The 21,810-nt window shown below is 66.4% G+C and carries 15 protein-coding genes and 1 pseudogene; 9 read left to right on the top strand and 7 right to left on the bottom strand.

Features of this window, described 5'->3' with window-relative positions; translation table 11 throughout:
• Positions 1–149 precede the first annotated feature (149 nt).
• Together purL and FFI87_RS09785 are read left to right on the top strand one after the other, a co-directional pair.
• Positions 150–4,214 carry a phosphoribosylformylglycinamidine synthase gene (gene purL / locus FFI87_RS09790; RefSeq protein WP_138847560.1) on the top strand — a complete coding sequence of 1,355 codons (4,065 nt, stop codon included), beginning with the start codon at positions 150–152 and terminating at the stop codon, positions 4,212–4,214.
• Complete coding sequence (locus tag FFI87_RS09785) at positions 4,214–4,756, top strand: GNAT family N-acetyltransferase (protein WP_138847561.1); 543 nt, start codon at positions 4,214–4,216, stop codon at positions 4,754–4,756. Before purL ends, FFI87_RS09785 begins: the two co-directional genes overlap by 1 nt.
• 235 nt (positions 4,757–4,991) lie before the next feature.
• Here FFI87_RS09785 and FFI87_RS09780 read toward each other — a convergent pair whose 3' ends face one another.
• The 5 genes from FFI87_RS09780 to FFI87_RS09760 all read right to left on the bottom strand — a co-directional run bounded on the left by FFI87_RS09780 (position 4,992) and on the right by FFI87_RS09760 (position 8,796).
• Positions 4,992–5,774 (bottom strand): peptidylprolyl isomerase, encoded by a 783-nt coding sequence (locus FFI87_RS09780; RefSeq protein ID WP_138847562.1) that lies wholly within the window; start codon positions 5,772–5,774, stop codon positions 4,992–4,994.
• An 18-nt stretch (positions 5,775–5,792) separates the two neighbouring features.
• Positions 5,793–6,101, bottom strand: a complete 309-nt coding sequence (locus FFI87_RS09775; protein WP_012364068.1) for a BolA family protein — start codon at positions 6,099–6,101, stop codon at positions 5,793–5,795.
• A gap of 1 nt (position 6,102) precedes the next feature.
• Positions 6,103–6,633: a septation protein A gene (locus FFI87_RS09770; protein WP_006753406.1), complete on the bottom strand. Its 531-nt coding sequence runs from the start codon at positions 6,631–6,633 to the stop codon at positions 6,103–6,105.
• A 124-nt stretch (positions 6,634–6,757) separates the two neighbouring features.
• Complete coding sequence (gene msrB, locus FFI87_RS09765) at positions 6,758–7,189, bottom strand: peptide-methionine (R)-S-oxide reductase MsrB (protein ID WP_138848478.1); 432 nt, start codon at positions 7,187–7,189, stop codon at positions 6,758–6,760.
• 38 nt (positions 7,190–7,227) lie between these two features.
• The gene (locus FFI87_RS09760; protein ID WP_138847563.1) at positions 7,228–8,796 is read right to left on the bottom strand and encodes a protein adenylyltransferase SelO; all 1,569 of its coding nucleotides are present in this window, start codon (positions 8,794–8,796) and stop codon (positions 7,228–7,230) included.
• 163 nt (positions 8,797–8,959) lie between these two features.
• Here FFI87_RS09760 and FFI87_RS09755 point away from each other — a divergent pair, with 163 nt between their 5' ends.
• The 5 genes from FFI87_RS09755 (at position 8,960) to FFI87_RS09735 (ending at position 16,794) form a co-directional block, all read left to right on the top strand.
• Positions 8,960–10,603 carry a 3-(methylthio)propionyl-CoA ligase gene (locus FFI87_RS09755; protein ID WP_138847564.1) on the top strand — a complete coding sequence of 548 codons (1,644 nt, stop codon included), beginning with the start codon at positions 8,960–8,962 and terminating at the stop codon, positions 10,601–10,603.
• 193 nt (positions 10,604–10,796) lie between these two features.
• Positions 10,797–12,881 (top strand): 3-hydroxyacyl-CoA dehydrogenase NAD-binding domain-containing protein, encoded by a 2,085-nt coding sequence (locus FFI87_RS09750; RefSeq protein ID WP_138847565.1) that lies wholly within the window; start codon positions 10,797–10,799, stop codon positions 12,879–12,881.
• Between the two features lie 45 nt (positions 12,882–12,926).
• Positions 12,927–13,559, top strand: a complete 633-nt coding sequence (gene pncA, locus FFI87_RS09745) for a bifunctional nicotinamidase/pyrazinamidase (RefSeq protein WP_012364063.1) — start codon at positions 12,927–12,929, stop codon at positions 13,557–13,559.
• Positions 13,560–13,917: 358 nt separating this feature from the next.
• Entirely contained in the window at positions 13,918–15,096 is a 1,179-nt protein-coding gene (locus tag FFI87_RS09740) for an acetyl-CoA C-acyltransferase (RefSeq protein ID WP_126228033.1), read from the top strand.
• A gap of 297 nt (positions 15,097–15,393) precedes the next feature.
• Positions 15,394–16,794, top strand: a complete 1,401-nt coding sequence (locus tag FFI87_RS09735; protein ID WP_138847566.1) for a GGDEF domain-containing protein — start codon at positions 15,394–15,396, stop codon at positions 16,792–16,794.
• Positions 16,795–16,939: 145 nt separating this feature from the next.
• Here the strand turns inward: FFI87_RS09735 and FFI87_RS09730 are convergent, their stop codons facing one another.
• Positions 16,940–19,081 (bottom strand): hypothetical protein, encoded by a 2,142-nt coding sequence (locus FFI87_RS09730; protein ID WP_138847567.1) that lies wholly within the window; start codon positions 19,079–19,081, stop codon positions 16,940–16,942.
• A gap of 691 nt (positions 19,082–19,772) precedes the next feature.
• On the opposite strand from FFI87_RS09730, the gene FFI87_RS09725 reads away from it, so the two are divergent.
• Complete coding sequence (locus FFI87_RS09725; RefSeq protein WP_138847568.1) at positions 19,773–20,303, top strand: isochorismatase family protein; 531 nt, start codon at positions 19,773–19,775, stop codon at positions 20,301–20,303.
• A gap of 105 nt (positions 20,304–20,408) precedes the next feature.
• Here the strand turns inward: FFI87_RS09725 and FFI87_RS09720 are convergent, their stop codons facing one another.
• A complete protein-coding gene (locus FFI87_RS09720; RefSeq protein ID WP_138847569.1) occupies positions 20,409–21,119 on the bottom strand; it encodes an immunity 52 family protein in 711 nt (236 codons plus the stop codon).
• A 127-nt stretch (positions 21,120–21,246) separates the two neighbouring features.
• On the opposite strand from FFI87_RS09720, the pseudogene FFI87_RS09715 reads away from it, so the two are divergent.
• Positions 21,247–21,393 (top strand): annotated as a pseudogene (locus FFI87_RS09715) (IS256 family transposase); the annotation flags it as partial.
• Positions 21,394–21,810: the final 417 nt, after the last annotated feature.

Below are 21,810 nucleotides of genomic sequence, written 5' to 3'. Positions count from 1 at the left end.
AGGCGGGCGCGGCGGATCCCGGTGCACCGTCGCGGTGCGCGACGGGTCCCGATCGGCCGGTCTGGGACGACCGACTTCCGGGTATAATTACGGCCTTCCTTTCGCCCCACGTCGCCACCTCGCGCGACTCATCGACGTCAGTCCAGCCCATGGCTCACTTCTCGTGTTTTCCCGGCGCTTCGGCCCTCTCCGATTTCCGTCAAACCCGTCTGCTCGACACGCTCAGGCAAATCGACGCCAACATCGTCGCGGTGCGCGGCCAGTTCCTGCACTTCGTCAATGCGGCCGAGCCGCTGTCGGCCGACGACAGCGCACGCATCGACGCGCTGATGCACTACGGCGCACCGTTCGAGCCGGCGGCCGAGAAGGGCGCGACCGAGACCTTCGTCGTGCTGCCGCGCTTCGGCACGGTTTCGCCATGGGCCAGCAAGGCGACCGACATCGCGCAGCACTGCGGCCTCACGCAGGTGCGTCGCATCGAGCGCGGCGTCGAATTCACGGTCACGCTGAAGTCGGGCCTGCTCGGCGGCAAGAAGGCACTGTCCGACGACGCGCGCGCAGCGGTCGCGGCCGCGCTGCATGACCGGATGACCGAAAGCGTGGTCGCCGCGCGCGACGACGCGAAGCACCTGTTCGACGAGCTGCCGGCCAAGCCGCTCGCGACCGTCGACGTGCTCGGCGTCGGCCGCGGCGCGCTCGAGCGCGCGAACGTCGAGCTGGGCCTCGCGCTCGCCGATGACGAAATCGACTACCTGGTCGACGCGTTCCGCAAGCTCGAACGCAACCCGACCGACGTCGAGCTGATGATGTTCGCGCAGGCGAACAGCGAGCACTGCCGCCACAAGATCTTCAACGCGCAGTGGACGATCGACGGCGAGCCGCAGGACATGTCGCTGTTCGCGATGATCCGCAACACCGAGAAGCTGAGCCCGCAGGGCACGATCGTCGCGTATTCGGACAACTCGTCGATCATGGTCGGCGCCGAAGCCGAGCGCTGGTTCCCGCGCAACGCGGGCGCGGCCGGCGAGCCGGGTGAGCGTTATGGGCGCCACACCGAGCTCACGCACACGCTGATGAAGGTCGAGACGCACAACCACCCGACGGCGATCTCGCCGTTCCCGGGCGCGGCGACCGGCGCGGGCGGCGAGATCCGCGACGAAGGCGCGACGGGCCGCGGTGCGCGTCCGAAGGCCGGCCTCACCGGTTTCACCGTGTCGAACCTCGACCTGCCCGGCGCACGCCAGCCGTGGGAAAACGCCCGCGACGCGGCGCAGCCGCTCGGCGAGCGCAACCCGAACGATGCGCACGGCCCGTACGGCCGTCCGGACCGCATCGCATCGCCGCTGCAGATCATGATCGACGGCCCGCTCGGCGGCGCCGCGTTCAACAACGAATTCGGCCGTCCCAACCTCGGCGGCTACTTCCGCGTGTACGAGCAGAACGTCGACGGTCAGGTGCGCGGCTATCACAAGCCGATCATGATCGCGGGCGGCCTCGGCAACATCGCGGATCAGCATACGCACAAGCACGACGTGCCGGCCGGCTCCCTGCTGATCCAGATCGGCGGCCCCGGCATGCGGATCGGCATGGGCGGCGGTGCGGCGAGCTCGATGGCGACCGGCGCGAACACGGCCGAACTCGACTTCGACTCGGTGCAGCGCGGCAACCCGGAAATCGAGCGGCGCGCGCAGGAAGTGATCAACGGCTGCTGGCAGCTCGGCGCGGAAAACCCGATCCTGAGTATCCATGACGTCGGCGCGGGCGGCCTGTCGAACGCGTTCCCCGAGATCGTCGACGGCGCGGGCAAGGGTGCGCGCTTCGAACTGCGCAAGGTCGCGCTCGAGGAATCGGGCCTGTCGCCGCGCGAAATCTGGTCGAACGAGGCGCAGGAGCGCTACGTGCTGGCGATCGCGCCGGCCGACCTGCCGCGCTTCGAGGCGATCTGCGCACGCGAGCGCTGCCCGTTCGCGGTGGTCGGTGTCGCGACCGACGAACGCCAGCTGAAGCTCGTCGACGACGAAGCGACGGGCGCCGACGAATACCCGGTCGACATGCCGATGGAAGTGCTGCTCGGCAAGCCGCCGCGCATGCATCGCGACGTCGCGCGCGTCGCCACCGAGCGCGCGCCGGTCGACGTGACGGGCATCGCGCTGTCGGAAGTCGCGGTCGACGTGCTGAAGCACCCGACGGTCGGCAGCAAGTCGTTCCTGATCACGATCGGCGACCGTTCGGTCGGCGGCACGTCGGTGCGCGACCAGATGGTCGGCCCGTGGCAGGTGCCGGTGGCCGACTGCGCGGTGACCGCGCTCGACTACGCGGGCTTCAAGGGCGAGGCGATGACGATGGCCGAGCGCACGCCGCTCGCGGTGATCGACGCGCCGGCATCGGGCCGCATGGCCGTCGGCGAGGCGATCACGAACATCGCGAGCGCGCCGATCGCGTCGCTCGACAAGCTCAAGCTGTCGGCGAACTGGATGGCCGCGTGCGGCACGGCCGGCGAGGACGCCGCGCTGTTCGATACGGTCCGGGCGATCGGCATGGAGCTGTGCCCGGCGCTCGGGATCGGCATTCCGGTCGGCAAGGACTCGCTGTCGATGAAGACCAAGTGGGACGAGCAGGGCGTCGCGAAGGAAGTGGTGTCGCCGGTGTCGCTGATCATCTCCGCGTTCGCCCCGGTCGAGGATGTGCGCCGCCACCTGACGCCGCAACTGCGCCGCATCGCCGACGCGGGCGACAGCGTGCTGATCGCCATCGATCTCGGCCGCGGCAAGCACCGGATGGGCGGCAGCATCTTCGCGCAGGTCACGCAGCAGGTCGGTGACGCGACGCCGGACGTCGACGATCCGGAAGACCTGAAGCGTTTCTTCAACGCGATCCAGTCGCTCAACGCGCAAGACAAGCTGCTCGCGTACCACGACCGCTCGGACGGCGGCCTGTGGGCGACGGTGTGCGAAATGGCGTTCGCGGGTCATGCGGGCGTGTCGCTGAACGTCGACATGCTGACGCTCGACCCGAATCACGAATCCGACTACGGCGACGCGAAGGACTGGGCGAAGCAGACGAGCGGCCGTCGCGAGGATCGCACGCTGCGCGCGCTGTTCTCGGAAGAACTCGGCGCCGTCGTGCAGGTGCGCGCGGCCGATCGCGACGCGGTGCTCGGCGCGCTGCGCGAGTTCGGCCTGTCGGCGTGCTCGCACGTGATCGGCACGGTGAACGAGCGCGACGTGATCGAGGTGTACCGCGACGCGAAGAAGATCTTCGACGCGCCGCGCGCCGAACTTCATCGTGCGTGGGGCGAAGTGAGCTGGCGCATCGCGCGCCTGCGCGACAACCCGGCTTGCGCGGACGCCGAATACGACGCGCTGCTCGATGCGGCGGACCCGGGCATCTCGCCGGTGCTGACGTTCGATCCGGCCGACGACATCGCCGCGCCGTTCATCGCGACGGGCGCCCGCCCGCGCGTCGCGATCCTGCGCGAGCAGGGCGTGAACTCGCACCTCGAAACGGCGTACGCGTTCGACCGCGCGGGCTTCGACGCGCACGACGTGCACATGAGCGACCTGCTCGCGGGCCGCGCGACGCTCGCCGATTTCGCGGGCGCGGTGGCGTGCGGCGGCTTCTCGTACGGCGACGTGCTGGGTGCCGGCGAAGGCTGGGCGAAGACGATCCGCTTCAACGCGAACCTTGCCGACATGTTCTCGGCGTTCTTCGCGCGCCCCGACACGTTCGCGCTCGGCATCTGCAACGGCTGCCAGATGCTGTCGAGCCTCGCATCGATGATTCCGGGTGCCGAGGCCTGGCCGAAGTTCACGCGCAACAAGTCCGAGCAGTTCGAGGCGCGCTTCTCGTTCGTCGAAGTCGAGAAGTCGCCGTCGATCTTCTTCGCGGGGATGGAAGGCTCGCGGATTCCGGTGGCGGTCGCGCACGGCGAAGGCTATGCGGACTTCTCGCAGCAGGGCGACATCGATCGCGTCGCGGTCGCGATGCGCTACATCGACCACCGCGGCGAAGCAACCGAGCGCTATCCGTTCAACCCGAACGGGTCGCCGGCCGGCATCACGTCGGTCACGACGGCCGACGGCCGCTTCTCGGTGCTGATGCCGCACATGGAGCGCGTGCACCGCACGGTCACGATGAGCTGGCATCCGGAAGGCTGGGACGAAGCGAGCCCGTGGATGCGCGTGTTCCGTAACGCACGCCGCTGGATCGGCTGATGTTCGATCCGCACGCACCGGTCGAGATCGTCACGCTGCGCGATGAACGCGCCGGCGACGTCGATGCGATCGGTCGCGTGATCGTGGCCGCGTTCGCGGACGAACCGCAGCACGGGCAGCTCGAGCGGCAGATCGTCGACGCGCTGCGCGCGGATGGCGCACTCGCCGTGTCGCTCGTCGCGGAGCGCGACGAGCGCGTGGTCGGTCACGTCGCGTTCTCGCCGGTCTCGATCGGCGGCGCGCCGGCCGGCAGCCACGCGTGGTACGGGCTCGGGCCGCTCGCGGTGCGGCCAGAATGCCGGCGCCGGAGCATCGGTGCGGGGCTCGTGCGCACAGGGCTCGACGCATTGCGCCGGCTCGGTGCGCGCGGCTGCGTGGTGCTCGGCCACCCCGCGTACTACGCGCGTTTCGGCTTCGTGCCGTCGGGCGATCTCGTGTTCGCGGATGCGCCGCGCGAGTATTTCCTCGCGCTGGCGTTCGACGAAGCCGCGCCGCGGCCGGCGGGGGAGGTCCGCTATCACGCTGCCTTCTATCCGGCATAGCGGTTCGCCGCGCTGTCCGTACGGGATCCCGGATCCCGCCGTTCCGAAAAGAAGCCGCCTCGAGGCGGCTTTTTCTTTGCGCGGCCGGCAGGGCGGCGCGCGCCGTATCCATGCGCGTCCGGGCCGCTACGCGCGGGTCGGCCGCATCCGGCGCGTCGCATGCCGCAGCCGCCACGCGCGCATGAAAAAGGCCGCTCACAGGGAGCGGCCTTGGCGTGGGCGAATGTCGCCGACGTTACTGGATCTTCGCCTGCTGGCGCAGGCCTTCCTCGAACGCCTGCAGCTTCTGCTGCACGATCTGCTGCGCGATCTGCGCCTTCACCTGGTCGAACGGCGGCGGGGCGACGTCGCGGATGTCGTCGGCACGGATGATGTGCCAGCCGAACTGCGTCTTCACCGGCGTGTCGGTCATCTGGCCTTTCTGCAGCTTCTGCGCGGCCGCTGCGAATTCCGGCACGTACGCCTTCGGATCGGACCAGTCGAGGTCGCCGCCATTCTTGCCCGAACCCGGATCCTTCGAGTACTGCTTCGCGAGATCCTCGAACTTCGCGCCGCCCTTGATCTTCGCGATCAGGTCCTTCGCCTGCTGCTCGTTGTCGACGAGGATGTGATGCAGGTGGTACTCGCGGTTGCCGCCGGCACCCTTCACGAGCTCGTCATAGCGCGCCTTCACTTCCGCATCGGTCGGCTGGTTCTTCTTCAGGAAGCTCTCGATCATCGAGCGCAGCACGACGGTCTGCTGCGCGACGGCGACCTGCGCCTTCACGTCCGGGCGGTTCGGGATGCCTTCGCGGATCGCTTCCTGCATCAGAATTTCGCGGTTCACGAGTTCCTGGCGCACGGCCTGCTGCAGTTGCGGGCTGTCCGTCTGACCTTGCTGGACGAGCTGCGCGACCATCGCGTCGGCGCGCGACTTCGGAATCGGCGTGCCGTTCACGACGGCGATGTTCTGGGCGAATGCCGGTGCCGCTGCAAAAGCAGCCGCCGCGACCCACAGGCGGGGGGATTTCAGGATCATCGGGAATTCCTGTTGAGACTAGATTGAAGATTCGTTGAATTCTTCGGGCGTATAAGCCACGATCGCGAGCGCATGAATGCCGCGCTGCATCGCATCAGCGAGCGCATCATACACCAGCCGGTGCCGCGCCACGCGTGGCTTGCCCGCGAATGCGGCCGACACGATCGTGACCGTGTAGTGGCCGCCGGCGGCCGCGCCGGCGTGGCCCGCGTGCTGCGCGCTGTCGTCGCGCACCGCGAGCGACAGCGGCGCGAGCGAGGCGGTCAGGCGCGCTTCGATCAGCGCGATGCGCTCGTCGGGCGAGGCGTCGAGAAAGGCGTCGGTCATGTCATTCGTCCTTCAGGTACTTCGTGAGCCACAGGCTCTGCAGGATGATGAACACGACCATCGCGCCCGTCGTCCCGAACAGCTTGAAGTTCACCCACTGCGATTCGGTGTAGTTGTGCACCACGTACAGGTTCGCGACGCCGAGCACCGCGAAGAACAGCGCCCACGCGACGTTCAGCTTGTCCCACACGGGATGCGGCAGCGTGAGCTGCTTGCCCATCATCTTCTCGATCAGGTTGTTGCCGAACGCATAGCGTGCGGCGAGCAGCCCGATCGCAAACAACCAGTACAGCACTGTCGGTTTCCATTGAATGAATTTTTCGTCATGCAGGACGAGGGTGGCGCCGCCGAAGACGACGATCACGCCGAGACTGACCCACAGCATCGTGTCGACCTTCCGGTGCCGGAAGGCGACCCACGCGACCTGGGCCAGTGTCGCGACGATCGCGACGGCGGTGGCGGTGAAGATGCCCCAGACCTTGAAGGCGGCGAAAAACAGGATGATCGGAAACAGATCGAACAGGAATTTCATGGCGCTCGCAGCTGCGTGAAAGACCGCGTCGCGCGGCCTTTCACCGTTGTGGGGACCCGCCAGGCGACACCGTCCGGGATCGGCGCAGCCGGCAAGGCTGTCCGACCGATCCGTCCGGCGCCGCTCATTCTTTTTCGGGTCGGGACTCGAAGTTTAACGCAGCCGAATTGATGCAGTACCGCAAACCGGTCTTGTCGCGCGGGCCGTCCTCAAACACGTGGCCGAGATGCGCGCCGCAATGGTTGCAGCGGACCTCGACGCGCACCATCCCGTGCGTGTGGTCGATCTTCTCGTCGATCACCTCGCCGTTCAGCGGCTTGAAATAGCTGGGCCAGCCGCAGCCCGAATGGAATTTCGCGCCGGATTCGAACAGTGGCGTGCTGCAGACGACGCATTTGTAGATGCCGGCGTCCTCAGTGTCGGTGTATTCGCCGGTGAACGCGCGCTCGGTCGCCGCATGCTGCGTGACCTCGTACTGCATCGGCGTGAGCCGGCGGCGCAGCTCGGCGTCATCCTTCTGGTACGGGTAGGTTTTATCGTCGGAATCGTGTGACATGTGGGAGTTCTCCTGATCGGTCGGTCGGGTCGTGCGGGTCACGACGAACAGCTCACTTCGAGCGACCCGGCCCAGTCGGGCGGCAATGCCGCATACGCTTCATGTTCCGGTTGTTCGTCGAACGGCCGGCGCAGCACCTGCGCGAGTCGTTCGACTTCGGAAAAGTCCTTTTCCTTCGCGCGCCGGATCGCGACTTCGGCCAGATGGTTGCGCAGCACGTATTTCGGGTTCACGCGGTTCATCGCGGCCGCACGCGCCGCGTCGTCGCGCGTCTCCTCGGACAGCCGCGCGCGGTAGAGGTTCGCCCACGCGTCGAACGCGTCGCGATCGATGAACAGGTCGCGCACCGGCGCGTCGCGGCTCGCGTCGTGCTTCGACAACTGCGCGAGCCGGCGGAACGTCAGCGTGAAGTCCGCATGGCTCGCGTGCATCGTTTCGAGCAGCTTGTTCGCGAGCTCGGCGTCGTTCTCGCGTTCGAGCGCGAGGCCGAGCTTCGCACGCATCGCGCGTTCGAGCGCGGGGCCGAAGCGTTCCGGAAACTTCGCGAGCACGGCCTGCGCGTCGTCGACCGCGCGCTCGGCGCGCGCATCGTCGTCGGCGATGCCGTGCTGCAGCCCGATCAGCGGCAGCAGCGCCTGCGCGAGGCAGTAGCAGTTCCAGTGCGCGATGCGCGGCTGCATCCGGTACGCGTAGCGGCCGCTCGTGTCGGAGTGGTTGCAGATGTGGTTCGCGTCGAACGCGTCGACGAAGCCGAACGGGCCGTAGTCGATCGTCAGGCCGAGGATCGACATGTTGTCGGTGTTCATCACGCCGTGGCAGAAGCCGACGGCCTGCCATTGCGCGACGAGGTCGGCCGTGCGCAGCATCGCGGCTTCGAGCAGCGCGAGGTACGGATCGTCGGCGTCGCGGCACGCGGGATAGAAGCGGTCGATCACGTGATCGGCGAGCTGGCGCAACAGGTCCGGGCGATCGTTCGAGAAGAAGTGCTCGAAGTGGCCGAAGCGCACGAAGCTCTCCGACACGCGCGTGACGACGGCCGACGTCTCGATCTCCTCGCGCACCACCGGCTGGTCGGAGCCGATCACCGTGAGCGCGCGCGTGGTCGGGATGCCGAGGTGATGCATCGCTTCGGAACACAGGAATTCGCGGATCGACGAACGCAGCACCGCGCGGCCGTCGCCCATCCGCGAATACGGCGTGCGGCCGCCGCCCTTGATCTGCAGCTCGTAGCGTCGGCCGTCGGTGCCGGGGAGTTCGCCGATCGTCAGCGCGCGGCCGTCGCCGAGCTGGCCGGCCCACACGCCGAACTGGTGACCGGAATACACCGACGCGTACGGCAGCGCGTGCGCGGGCCAGTCGCGCGTCGGGTTGCCGGCGAACAGCTCGGCGAAGCCGGGCTGGGCGGCGAACGATGCGGGCAGGCCGAGCAGTTGCGCGACTTCGTCGGAAAAGCCGACGACGTACGGCGCGGGCAGCGGCGCGGCCGGCAGCCGCGTATGAAACGCGTCGCCGAGCGTGACGAACGCGCCAAGGGCCGGCGCGCCGAGCGTGGCGGCGAGGTCGGGGAGAGTGTCAGCCGCATCGGCTGCGCTTCGGGAAAACGACATGTTGAGCGCCTCTGGGTAAGCCGATATTGTAAGGCGGCGCCGCGCCGCCCGCATGGCGGCCCGCGTGCGTTGCGCGACGCCCGTCCGGCCGTGGACGGGCCGCAAGCCGGCGCACCGCTTCAAGGCTGGTCACCGATTCGCGTCCTTCCGGGAGAACAAGACGATGGGTAAGCCGTTGCTGGGCCAGATGATGGACATGCCGTTGCTGGTGTCGTCGCTGATCGCGCATGCCGCGCGTTATGCGGGCGACACGGAGATCGTGTCGAAGCGCGTGGAAGGCGACCTGCATCGCTACACGTACCGCGACTGCGAGCAACGCGCGAAGCGCCTCGCGCAGGCGCTCGCCCGGCTTGGCGTCGAATCGGGCGACCGCGTCGGCACGCTGGCCTGGAACGGCTACCGGCACCTGGAGGCGTATTACGGGATCGGCGGAATGGGCGCCGTGTGCCACACGATCAACCCGCGCCTCTTTCCGGAGCAGATCGCCTACATCGTCAATCACGCGGAAGACCGCTACGTTTTCTTCGACATCAATTTCGCGCCGCTCGTCGATGCGCTCGCGCCGCAGTGCCCGCACGTGAAGGGCTGGATCGCGATGACCGACGCCGCGCACGTGCCGTCCGGCGCGCTGCCGTACCTGTGCTACGAAACGCTCGTCGACGCCGAAGACGGCCGCTACGACTGGCCGCGCCTCGACGAGCTGCAGGCGTCGGGCCTTTGCTACACGTCGGGCACGACGGGCAATCCGAAGGGCGTGCTGTATTCGCATCGCTCGACGGTGCTGCACGCATACGGCGCCGCGCTGCCCGACGCGATGAACCTGTCGGCGCTGGACGCCGTGCTGCCCGTCGTGCCGATGTTCCATGTGAACGCGTGGGGGCTGCCGTACGCGGTGCCGCTCACGGGCGGCAAGCTCGTGCTGCCCGGCAAGGACCTCGACGGCAAGTCGCTGTACGAACTGATGGAGGCCGAGCGCGTGACGTTTTCCGCGGGCGTGCCGACCGTGTGGCTCGGGCTGCTGAACTACATGCGCGAGGCCGGCGTGCGCTTCTCGACGCTCAACCGCACGGTGATCGGCGGCTCCGCGTGCCCGCCCGCGATGCTGCGCACGTTCGAGGACGAATATGGCGTACGCGTGATCCATGCGTGGGGGATGACCGAGCTGTCGCCGCTCGGCACGCTCGCGAAGCTGAACTGGGCGCAGTCGCAGCGGCCGCTCGACACGCAGCGCCGGCTGCTGGAGAAGCAGGGGCGCGTGATCTGCGGCGTCGACATGCGCATCGTCGGCGACGACGGCCGCGAACTGCCGTGGGATGGCGTCGCGTTCGGCGAATTGCAGGTGCGCGGGCCCTGGGTGATCGATCACTACTTCAGGAGCGACACGTCGCCGCTGTCGGACGGCTGGTTCCCCACCGGCGACGTCGCGACGATCGACCCCGACGGCTTCCTGCAGATCACCGACCGCAGCAAGGACGTGATCAAGTCCGGCGGCGAATGGATCAGCTCGATCGACATCGAGAACGTCGCGATCGCGCACCCGGGCGTCGCCGAAGCCGCCTGCATCGCCTGCGCGCACCCGAAATGGACCGAGCGTCCGCTGCTCGTCGTGGTGCCGCGCGAGGGGGCGAACCTCACCCGCGACGCGCTGCTCGCGTTCTACGAAGGCAAGGTCGCGAAGTGGTGGGTGCCCGACGACGTCGTGTTCGTCGAATCGCTGCCGCACACCGCGACCGGCAAGCTGCAGAAGCTGAAGCTGCGCGAGACCTTCCGCGACTACGTGCTGCCGACGGCACTCGGCGAGCCGTAAACCACGGCCGGCCACGGTCCGCCACGCAGTCCGCCACGCGGTCGCCGATCCGGCCCGTGGATCGGGAAAAATTCAAATTGAACGACCGTGCTTTTTCGTTGTATGCTGCCTCCGTTCGATCCGGACATGCGGCCGTTCGACCGCGCACAATGAAGCGCAGCCACCCCGGCGCGCGATGCATGGAGGCAGGCAGATGGCAGTGGACTATTCGACTCGCGACGGCGTGGCCGTCATCACGCTCAACAATCCGCCCGTCAACGGGCTCGGCCTGTCGACGCGCCAGGGCGTCATGGACGCGCTCGATCGCGCGTTGCAGGACGCGTCGGTCACGGCGATCGTATTGACGGGCGCCGGCCGCGCGTTTTCCGGCGGCGCCGACATCACCGAATTCAATACCCCGAAGGCCCTGCAGGAGCCGACGCTGCACACCGTGATTCGCGCGGTGGAGGCGAGCGCGAAGCCGGTCGTCGCGGCGCTGCACAGCGTCGTGATGGGCGGCGGGCTGGAGCTCGCGCTCGGCGCGCACTATCGCGTCGCGGCGCCTGGTGCGCAGGTCGCGCTGCCCGAAGTGAAGCTCGGCCTGCTGCCGGGCGCGGGCGGCACGCAGCGGCTGCCGCGTGCCGTGGGCCTCGAAACCGCGCTGAACATGATCGTGTCGGGCGCCCCGGTGCCGTCGGAGCAACTCGCGAACAGCGGGCTGTTCGACGCGATGGCCGACGGCGACCTGCTCGACGCGGCCGTCGCGTTCGCGCGCAAGGTCGGCGCGCAGAAGGGGCCGCACCCGCGCGTGCGCGATCGCAAGATCGTCCACGAGAACGCCGCGGGTTTCATCCAGTTCGCGCGGAATTCGGCGCGGGCCGCCGCGCCGAATTTCCCCGCGCCGCACAAGTGCATCGACGCGATCGAAGCCGGCGTGCTGAACGGTTTCGACAAGGGCAGCATCGCCGAGCGCGAGGGCTTCGTCGCGCTGATGATGACGCCGGAAAGCCGCGCGCTGCGGCATGCATTCTTCGGCGAGCGCGCGGCGAGCAAGATTCCCGACGTGCCGGCCGACACGCCGGTGCGCGAGATTCGTCGCGTCGGCGTGATCGGCGCGGGCACGATGGGCGGCGGGATCGCGATGAACTTCATCAACGCGGGCCTGCCCGTCACGCTGCTCGAGACGAAGCAGGATGCACTCGATCGCGGGCTGGCCACGATCCGCAAGAACTACGACGCGCAGGTGAAGAAGGGCAAGCTCACGCAGCAGAAGCTCGACGCGCGCATGGCCCTGATCACGCCGACGCTGTCCTATGACGACCTGAAGGACGCGGACCTGATCGTCGAGGCCGTGTTCGAGGAGCTCGGCGTGAAGGAGCAGGTGTTCGGCCAGCTCGACGCCGTGGCGAAGCCGGGCGCGATCCTCGCGTCGAACACGTCGACGCTCGACGTCGACAAGATCGCCGCGTTCACGAAGCGTCCGCACGACGTGGTCGGCATGCACTTCTTCAGCCCCGCGAACGTGATGAAGCTGCTCGAGGTCGTGCGCGGCGCGCAGACCGCGAAGGACGTGCTCGCGACCGTGATGGCGGTCGCGAAGAAGATCCGCAAGACGGCGGTCGTGTCGGGCGTGTGCGACGGCTTCATCGGCAACCGGATGATCGAGCAGTACATCCGCCAGGCGCTCTTCATGCTCGAGGAAGGCGCGCTGCCCGCGCAGGTCGATCGTGCGATCGAGAAGTTCGGTTTCGCGATGGGCCCGTTCCGGATGAGCGACCTCGCCGGCAACGACATCGGCTGGGCGATCCGCAAGCGCCGTTATGTCGAGAAGCCCGATCTGCATTACTCGAAGATCGCCGACCGCCTGTGCGAACTGGGCCGCTTCGGCCAGAAGACGGGCGGCGGCTGGTACGACTACGTGCCGGGCGATCGCAAGGCGAAGCCGTCGGCACTCGTCGACGAGATGGTCGTCGCGTATTCGAAGGAATGCGGCATCGAGCGGCGCAAGATCGGCGACGACGAAATCGTCGAGCGGCTCGTGTTCGCGCTCGTGAACGAAGGCGCGAAGATTCTCGAGGAGAAGATCGCGTCGAAGGCGTCCGACATCGACATGGTCTATCTGACCGGCTACGGCTTCCCGCTCTGGCGTGGCGGCCCGATGCTGTACGCGGACATGGTCGGCCTCTACAACGTGGAGCGGGCGATCCGACGCTACGCGGCCGCGCCGAACGGCGACGCGTGGCAGCTCGCGCCGTCGATCGTCGAGCGGGCGGCGGCCGGACGCGGATTCAACGACTGACGAGCCGCGCGTGACGGCACGGCGAGGCCCGCAAGGAGAAACGCAATGAAACGCACCGACGACGTATTGCTCGTGATCGACGTGCAGTACGACTTCATGCCGGGCGGCGCACTCGCGGTGCCGGACGGCGACGCGGTCGTGCCGGTGATCAACGCGCTCGCGCGACGCTTTGACCAGGTCGTGCTGACGCAGGACTGGCACCCGCGCGAACACGTGTCGTTCGCGGCGAACCACCCGGGGCGCGAGCCGTTCTCGACGCTCGCGCTGCCGTACGGCGAGCAGGTGCTGTGGCCCGTGCACTGCGTGCAGGACACCGAAGGCGCGGCGCTGCATCGCGATCTCGACATCCCGCACGCCAGGCTCGTGATCCGCAAGGGCGGCGACGCCCAGCTCGACAGCTATTCCGCGTTCGTCGAAGCCGACCGCACGACGCGCACGGGGCTCGCCGGCTATCTGCGCGAGCTCGGCGCGAAGCGCGTGTGGTGTTGCGGGCTCGCGACCGACTATTGCGTCGCATGGTCCGCGCTCGATGCGCGCGCGGCGGGCTTCGAGGCCGCGGTGATCAACGATGCGTGCCGCGCGATCGACCTGAACGGGTCGCTCGCGCACGCATGGCAACAGATGCAGGCGGCGGGCGTCGCACATGTGACGTCCGCGGGCGCGCGCCCGACGGCGTAGCGCATTCCCATCCGATTTAGGGTCTGCTTACCTATGGAACGCACATGCGAATGCCCGAAATCGCTCGTCCCCCAAGGGGACTTCCTTCGGGGCGTATGGCAAGAAGTGAGGAGCGCCGTTTGGCCGAGCCAAACAAGCGACGAGCGACGCCGCCATACGGGCGATTTCGGGCATTCCCGTGGAATGAATTTCAAGTTTGGGGTTGCCACGAGAACGGCCGCTCGCTGCGTTGCGCTCCTTGCGAATACGTCAGTATTCGCGGCGTCGCGCGCCTCGCGAGCGGCCGTTCTCGTGGCAACGCATGCGCGTTCCATAGGTAAGCAGACCCTAACATGAAGCAGGACCGAAGGAGACTCGCATGACCGAAGCCGTAATCGTATCGACCGCACGCACGCCGCTCGCGAAATCGTGGCGCGGCGCATTCAACATGACGCACGGCGCGACGCTCGGCGGCCACGTGGTCGCTGCCGCGCTCGAACGCGCGAAGCTCGACCCCGCGCGCATCGAGGACGTGATCATGGGGTGCGCGAACCCCGAAGGCGCGACCGGCGCCAACATCGCGCGGCAGATCGCGCTGCGCGCCGGGCTGCCGGTGAGCGTGCCGGGGATGACGGTGAACCGTTTCTGCTCGTCCGGTCTGCAGACGATCGCGCTCGCCGCGCAGCGGATCATCGCGGGCGAGGGCGACGTGTACATCGCCGGCGGCGTCGAATCGATCTCGTGCGTGCAGAACGAGATGAACCGGCACATGCTTCAGGAAGGCTGGCTCGTCGAGCACAAGCCCGAGATCTACTGGAACATGCTGCAGACGGCGGAGAACGTCGCGAAGCGCTACGGGATTTCGAAGGAGCGGCAGGACGCGTACGGCGTGCAGTCGCAACTGCGGGCCGCGGCCGCGCAGGAAGCCGGTCGCTTCAACGACGAGATCGTGCCGATCACCGTACGCGCGGGCATTGCAGACAAGGCGACGGGCCGGCTGTTCACGCAGGACGTGACGGTGTCGGCCGACGAAGGCATCCGGCCCGACACGACGCTCGAAGGCGTGTCGAAGATCCGTTCGGCCGTGCCGGGCGGCGTGATCACCGCGGGCAACGCGAGCCAGTTCTCGGACGGCGCGTCGGCGTGCGTGGTGATGAACGCGGATGTCGCGCAGCGCGAAGGGCTGCGTCCGCTCGGCGTGTTCCGCGGTTTCGCGGTGGCCGGTTGCGAGCCGGACGAGATGGGCATCGGCCCGGTGTTCGCGGTGCCGAAGCTGCTGAAGCAGGCCGGGCTGAAGGTCGACGACATCGGCCTGTGGGAACTGAACGAAGCGTTCGCGGTGCAGGTGCTGTACTGTCGCGACACGCTCGGGATTCCTGAGGACCGCCTGAACGTGAACGGGGGCGCGATCGCGGTCGGCCATCCGTACGGCGTGTCGGGTGCGCGCCTGACCGGTCATGCGCTGATCGAAGGCAAGCGGCGCGGCGTGAAATACGTGGTCGTCACGATGTGCATCGGCGGCGGGCAGGGAGCGGCCGGGCTGTTCGAAATCGTTTGATTGCCACTGACGGACTCGCGGCTTCTCGAGTGGAAGCCGCGAGCGTCGGCAGTCGCAGGCCATTCGAAAGGAACCGGAAGCAAAAGGCATTCATTCGATGCTGCCGTTTCCCCTTACTTGTCAAACGAATTGGCGCATCTATACTTGCTCTGACATTTGCCTTTCGGCGGGATGGGCCAGCGCGTGCGTTGCACCGACGCTCGCGACGCGTTTCCGGTAGCCGGCGAAGACGATGCAGCACGCGTTTCCGGCACCGTGGACGTTCGAACCACGCAGCAGACCGAAACGGGGTTCAAATTGAGCACGACCTATGCATCCGGGGAACCGCCGCGTGTCGTCAGCGCGGCCGCGAGGCTCTACGCGAAATGCCTGCTGGTCGGATTCGCGCTCTTGCCGGCCTATCTCATTGCCTATTTGTGGTTCTTCGGCGACCCACACGTCCTGTTCGAGAGCCACGCGTTCCATGAAATCGCGATCGCGGCCGCCACGCTCGAAGGCGCCTTCGTCACCTACGTGACGTGGGTCTGCTACCGGTCGTCCGGCGAGCCGCTGCTGCGCTGGCTGACACTCGGCTTTCTCGGCTTCGCGATGATCTACGCGCTGCACGGGGCGTTCACCGGGATGGCGCACCACAATATCTGGCTGTTCCTGCTGTACGGGCCCGCGTCGCGGCTCGTAATGTCGATCCTGCTGCTGACGGGCATGCTGTCGTATTCGAATCCGCCCGATCGACCGGAGAAGCGCACGCGCGCGCTCACCTGGCTGCCGTGGATCGCGTTCTTCTTGATCATCAATGTGGCGGTCGCCTACATCGCGTATTCGCCGGTCGCCGGCGCGCTGGGCACGCGGCTGTCGATGGAAGGCGGCGCGCTGGTGTTTTCGCTGCTGAACGTCGGCGTGCTGCTCGCCAGGCGGATCCGTTCGCCGCTGATGGTGATCTACGGGATGTCGATCATGGCGTTCGCACTATCGTCGGTCGCGTTCATCCTCGGCAAGCCATGGAATCACATGTGGTGGCTCGCGCATGCGATCTTCGCGGGCGGGTTCTTCCTGCTCAGCTATGGCGTCGTGCAGGCGCTGCAGACGACGCGCTCGTTCTCGGCGATCTACCGCCAGGAAGACTTGATGAGCCGGCTGTCGGAATCGATGGCGCGCACCGATAGCGCGCTGCAGGAGTTGCGGCGCACGAACCAGAAGCTCGAGTACATGGCCGCGACCGATCCGATGACGGGTGCGTCGAACCGCCGCCAGTTCATCGGGCAGGTCGAGCGCGAGATCGTGCGTGCGGAACGCGACGGCACGCCGTTTTGCCTGTTGGCGCTCGATCTCGACAACTTCAAGAACATCAACGACGCATACGGACACCAGATCGGCGACGAGGTGCTGCGCGGCGTCGTGCGCCAGTGTCTCGAGGCGATTCGTCCGGCGGGTGCGCTCGCGCGGGTCGGCGGGGAGGAGTTCATGGCGCTGTTGCCCGAGATGCCGCTCGAAGGTGCCCGCATGACGGCCGAGCGCGTGCGTTCGTCGATCGCGAGTTCGCCGTTCGGGCTGGATTTCAAGCGCGTGCAGGTGACGGTCAGCGTCGGCGTCGCGCAGTACGGTGTCGACGGGAGTACGGTCGATGCGTTGCTGCGCGCGGTCGACGAACGGCTGTACCAGGCGAAGCGCGACGGGCGCAATCGCGTGGTCGCGCACTGACGAGCGACCACTGCGCATCCGGCGGCGGCGCGCACGTTGATGCGGGCCAATGGAGTGATGCCACGTCCCGCCGTTTTGCGCGCAATCCGAACGAAGCCCCGCCCGCGGATACGCGCGCGGGGCTTTCGTTTTACCGACGGCCCGACTATCGCGACGCAATCGCCACCGTGTTCGCCGGCTGCGCGTCCCGCATCCGCTGCCCTGCCTGCCACCAGTATTTGCCCGTGCGCAGTTGCGGATCGCGGATCGCGAGATACGTCGTGCTCCACAGCTGCGCCGCGTTGGCCTCGGTCGCATCCGCGCTGCGCGTGCCGAATGCGTCTGGCCGGTACTGGCCGTTGACGTACGACCATGTCCACATCTCCGACGTGCGCATGTCGCGCCCGTTCGAGATCACCTGCCAGATCGTCTGCCGTGCCTGCGTCAGCAGCGTGCGCGTCGTGTCCGACAGGTCCTGGCGCGCGAGCTGGCGGTCGAGCCCGGCGACCCACATCGCCTGCTGCCACGACCAGATCACCGTGCCGTGATACGCGGAACTCGTGAACTTCGGCCACAGCGCCTGGCTTGCATACGCGGGGTTCGCGATCAGCATCCCGACATCGGTGACGAGCCCGGTCGGGAAGGGCCGCGTGACGTCGGCGACGATGCGCCGGAGTTCGTCGTCCGGCGGCGTGCCGAACAGCAGCGCGAAGCCGCCGTCGGAATTCATGACCGGGATCGGCGTGCCCTGCTGGTCGAGCGACAGCGCGTAGAACGACAGCGGCGCGCTCGGCGCGGTGCCGGCCGGCACGCCGGCGGCCGGCGCATAGGTCGACACGTCGGTCGCCGCCTGCGCGGCCGGCACGCTCACCTGGAACAGCGGCGGCGCCTGCTGCTCCCACGTGGCCGCTTCGGTCGCCGTGTTCGCGAGCGCCGCGCGTTGCCCGGCGTCCAGGTACGGATCGAGCAGGCCGCGCGCGAGGAACGCGTTCGCCGCGCGCAGCGCGGCCGGCACGAGCACCGCATTCACGTCGTACGGGTAGACGCCGCCGCCGAGCCCGTCGGTGCTGTCGCGCCAGTTGCCGACGATCTCGCCGGGCCGCAGGCGGATCAGGTTCGCGACCGACGGCTGCTGCGCGAATGGCTGCGCGGTTGCCGCGACGTGCAGCAGGTTGACGACCAGCCGGCTGCCGTTGGTCTGGCCGTCGCTACCGCGTTGCGCGAGATAGGCGGCCGCGCGCGCCTGGCCGCGCGTGTCGTCGATCAGCCAGGCCGCGGCGATCGGCGCGAGCAGGTAGTCGCTGTCGATCATCTTGTAGTCGTAGGCCGGCGTCGCATCGTTCGGCCGGCCTTTCTTCGCGTTGTCGACCAGCGCGAATTCGCCGATGCCTTCCTCGTGCGCGACCTTGCCGTCGTTCGACAGGCGGCTCAGCACCGACGTCAGACCGGCCTCGATCGCCGCCGGCGCCAGCACCGGCATCAGCATGCGCACCGAGATCAGCGTGTCGCGGCCGAAGTAGGTGTCGTACTGCCACGAGCCGGCCAGCAGCTTGTCGTGGAAGCTCAGGAATTCGAGCACGTTCTGGCTGACCGGGTCGGGGTTCACGGACGGCGCGAGCAGGTCGGCGCGCGTGATCGGCGACAACGGCGTTTCGCCCGACAGCGCGTCGACGTGCAGTTTCAGCGTGCGGGAGCCGGGCGCCGCGCGCAGTACGAGCTTGCCGCCTGCGGCCGTCGCGATGCTGCCACCGTCGCGCAGCGTGATGCGCAGCGCGTAGCCGGGGGCGCCGTCGATCCTGTCGCGCTGCCATTGCGCGGCGCTGCCCTGGATCGTCGGGGCGGTGACGATCTCCGGCGGAATCGTCGCGCCGCCGTTGAAGTCGCGCAGGAAGCGCACGTTGCTGAGCAGGCCCTGGCGGACCGTCAGCGTATCGGTGTCGACCGACACGTCGGCACCGATGCCGTGCAGCGGACGACCGTGCGAGTCGGGCGCCGACAGCGCGGAGGGCGGCGTGTCGAGGCTCCAGTTCACCGGCTGCGCCGTATCGTCGAACCACAGCCCGGTGCCGCTGTTGCCGGCTGGAAACACCACGAGCAGGCGCGGTTTCGTCGACGAACGCACCAGCAGATGCGCGGCGACCTGGTGCTGCCGGTAGAACGCATTGATCTGTCCGCCGGCGTCCATGCGGAACGACAGGGCGGCCTGGTTCGACGGCGGATTGGCCGGCTTGATGTCGTCGTCGTTGCAGGCCGCCAGCAGGCCGGCGCAGACGAACCCCATACACAGCGACTTCGCGAAACGATGCATGTGATGTCCCTCCTGGTGAATGGCGATTTTTTATGAGAATGATTGAAACAGCGGTGCGACGGCATTCGGATCAATGTGTGATTTAATCCGGGCGTGATGCGGGCGAATTGGGCGGAATAGCCGGCAGGCGGTTAATGCCGGAATTGAAAAGAAAAAGGAGACTTCGCCTCCGTGAGGCACGGATCACTTCTTCTATAGGTGCCCCGGCATGGCGCCGAAAGCGACGCGTGTGCGGCGGGGAAATGATGCATAAGCTGTCGTAGGGGATTCTAAAGTTCGGATAAAGATGGAGTCAATAACGATTTCGAATCCTCTGAAACGACTGCTTGAAAGGGGGCAATTATTGCCGAGGGGGCGGTAAAATATTCGAATCGGGATGACTTTAAAATAACCGAATTCGGAATTCTGCGAAATAGATCGGCAATGGATGTTGGTATCGGCCAATTGCTCGTGGTTGCCCGGTGATTGAATCGACGACGTTGGATTCGGTGGATTCGACGCGTCCGGCGCCTGAGCAATCGGTGTGCCCGGCATGGGGCGGAGTGCGGTCGCGAGCACCCGTCGGTGCCGACGAATTTGGTAGGCTTGGCAGCTTCCTCCGCTTTCGATTTCGGTCTTTCGTGGAGCTGCATGTGGCATCGACGATCGGGGGCGGACGAGGTTGCCTTTACATAATTTTGGAGAACGCACCGTGCTGCACGTACCCGACGATTCAGTGCTCGTATTGGTCGATTTTCAGACACGGCTGATGCCGGCGATCCACGACGGGGTGTCTGTCGTGGCGCAGGCCGTCAAACTCGGCAGTGTTGCCCGGATATTCGAGGTGCCAATCGTCGGGACCGAGCAAAGCCCGCTCCGGCTCGGCGAGAGTCTGTCGGAGATCAAAGGGTTGTGCTCGGACATCGTGACCAAGGACCATTTCGACGCGTGCGCGGATGGTCTGGCCGATGCGCTTCCGGCCGAACGCAACAGCGTCATCGTGGCCGGTTGCGAGGCACACGTCTGCGTGTTGCAAACGGCCTTCGGCTTGTTGCGTAGCGGCCGTAAAGTCACGGTGGTCAGCGACGCCGCGGGTTCCCGCAAAACGGTCGATCGAGAAGCGGCAATCGGCAGGCTCGGGGCGAACGGCGTGGAGATTGCGACCGTCGAGATGATCGCGTTCGAATGGCTCGGATCCAGTCGGCATCCGCGCTTTCGCGACGTGCTGCAATTGATCAAGTGAAGCGCAACGAAACTGAGCATCTGTAGCGCCGAGGACGCGGCGCAGTTTGTTGGGCTGTTCTAACGGACGATGCCGGCGCGCGGATTATCGCGCCGGCATCGTCGCTTACAGATCCTCGAAGGCGGGGAGGAGATCCTGCTCGACGAGCCGGATCTCTATTCGGTTTGCCGTCTCGATGTGCTCAGGGTTCTTCATCGAGAATGGTGCGTCGGTTGTGCTGACGATGATGGTGCCTGTTTGCGATTTGCCGGCCTCTGGGACAGGAACAAGCTCACGTGCTTCCGGAAGCTGCTGCTGCGTGATTACCGTGGGTAGGTAGAGCATCCAGCCGACGCTGGGTTTGTCGCCGAACACTTGCCGTGCCGCGTAGCTTCTCGGCCCGACTGCGGCGTAGACGGGTTTAAAAGTGGCAATTGCAGTGTGAACGATTTTCAGCACGGAATCGAGGTTGCCGAGAATTGTCTTGTCGGCCAGAGATACCTCGAACGTATTGAGGCGTCCAGGTTCGTTCAGATGGCACGAAATGGTCGTCCCTTGATTGATGTCCTCGTTGCCGTCCCACAGGCTCACATATGTCGTTTCCGGATTTTCTCCGAGCTTATGTTTGAGCACGGCCAAAATGGCCGTGGACGGTGAGCCGTCCTCGAACACCGGATATAACCGTGCTTCCTCCGGGCTCTGTCCGTGTGCGTACCAGCGATTGATACTAGGTTCGACCTCTGCAAGCGCGGTCGTAACGATCTGAATGCGTGACAGGACTTGCTCGAAGTTGGTGGGTTCGAGTTCGTGGTCCCTGAATCTCAGTCTGATGTCCATGATTCTCGCGATTTACGGTTGTCAGACGGATGCTACTTGAAGGTCGATCATTGCTGGAAGCAGGTACTCTCGCTATTCGGGTTCCTCGAAGTACCACTTCAAGCGGGCAGGGGAGGTGTCGTTCATCCTGCCTCGCAAACCGAAAGCCCAGCCGGTGGACCTGCCGGCGATTCCGGCCGAACTGCTTGAGCAGTTTGGCAACGGTCCGATGACAACCGAAGCCATCAATGCCGCGACGCTGGCGCTCAAGAAGGCGCTGATCGAGCGAGCGCTGTTGTGCTTTACGGCTTGCGGGAAAAAGTGACAGATAATCTGTCACTCTCTAGACGATGGCCAAAACATGTGCTCTTCGTGATGGATAAGATTATTGAGCCGGCACCTAACTATCCCCCGATGGGTTTGCGGGAGTTGCTGGATGAAATTGTCGAGGCTGATCCTGCACTACGAACCTCAAAGTCGTGGAGAAGGTTGCATAATTTGTTTTCACAATAAGTGTGGTCTATTAGTATCTCGTCTTTTCACTGGGGCGTGACGTACAGAGTTCGTGATGGGATGCGTCAACCACTCTGGTTTCTTATAATAAATGACACATTGAGTGGTTGACGACTTAACGATCGATAGGTCGACGTGCATTGATTTTTGGTTGTGCTGCTGTGAAGGTCGGTATTCGACTCTGCGATGAGTTTCGGTG

Source organism: Burkholderia sp. KBS0801, assembly GCF_005937855.2.
Classification (GTDB): domain Bacteria; phylum Pseudomonadota; class Gammaproteobacteria; order Burkholderiales; family Burkholderiaceae; genus Burkholderia; species Burkholderia ambifaria.
Note: the sequence above shows the minus strand (reverse complement) of the source record. Positions and strands in the feature narration are given on the sequence as shown.

Excerpts from the sequence above, each read along its gene's own strand:
- purL (WP_138847560.1), top strand. The coding sequence starts at position 150 with ATGGCTCACTTCTCGTGTTTTCCCGGCGCTTCGGCCCTCTCCGATTTC.
- FFI87_RS09785 (WP_138847561.1), top strand. The coding sequence starts at position 4,214 with ATGTTCGATCCGCACGCACCGGTCGAGATCGTCACGCTGCGCGATGAA.
- FFI87_RS09780 (WP_138847562.1), bottom strand. The coding sequence starts at position 5,774 with ATGATCCTGAAATCCCCCCGCCTGTGGGTCGCGGCGGCTGCTTTTGCA.
- FFI87_RS09775 (WP_012364068.1), bottom strand. The coding sequence starts at position 6,101 with ATGACCGACGCCTTTCTCGACGCCTCGCCCGACGAGCGCATCGCGCTG.
- FFI87_RS09770 (WP_006753406.1), bottom strand. The coding sequence starts at position 6,633 with ATGAAATTCCTGTTCGATCTGTTTCCGATCATCCTGTTTTTCGCCGCC.
- msrB (WP_138848478.1), bottom strand. The coding sequence starts at position 7,189 with ATGTCACACGATTCCGACGATAAAACCTACCCGTACCAGAAGGATGAC.
- FFI87_RS09760 (WP_138847563.1), bottom strand. The coding sequence starts at position 8,796 with ATGTCGTTTTCCCGAAGCGCAGCCGATGCGGCTGACACTCTCCCCGAC.
- FFI87_RS09755 (WP_138847564.1), top strand. The coding sequence starts at position 8,960 with ATGGGTAAGCCGTTGCTGGGCCAGATGATGGACATGCCGTTGCTGGTG.
- FFI87_RS09750 (WP_138847565.1), top strand. The coding sequence starts at position 10,797 with ATGGCAGTGGACTATTCGACTCGCGACGGCGTGGCCGTCATCACGCTC.
- pncA (WP_012364063.1), top strand. The coding sequence starts at position 12,927 with ATGAAACGCACCGACGACGTATTGCTCGTGATCGACGTGCAGTACGAC.
- FFI87_RS09740 (WP_126228033.1), top strand. The coding sequence starts at position 13,918 with ATGACCGAAGCCGTAATCGTATCGACCGCACGCACGCCGCTCGCGAAA.
- FFI87_RS09730 (WP_138847567.1), bottom strand. The coding sequence starts at position 19,081 with ATGCATCGTTTCGCGAAGTCGCTGTGTATGGGGTTCGTCTGCGCCGGC.
- FFI87_RS09720 (WP_138847569.1), bottom strand. The coding sequence starts at position 21,119 with ATGGACATCAGACTGAGATTCAGGGACCACGAACTCGAACCCACCAAC.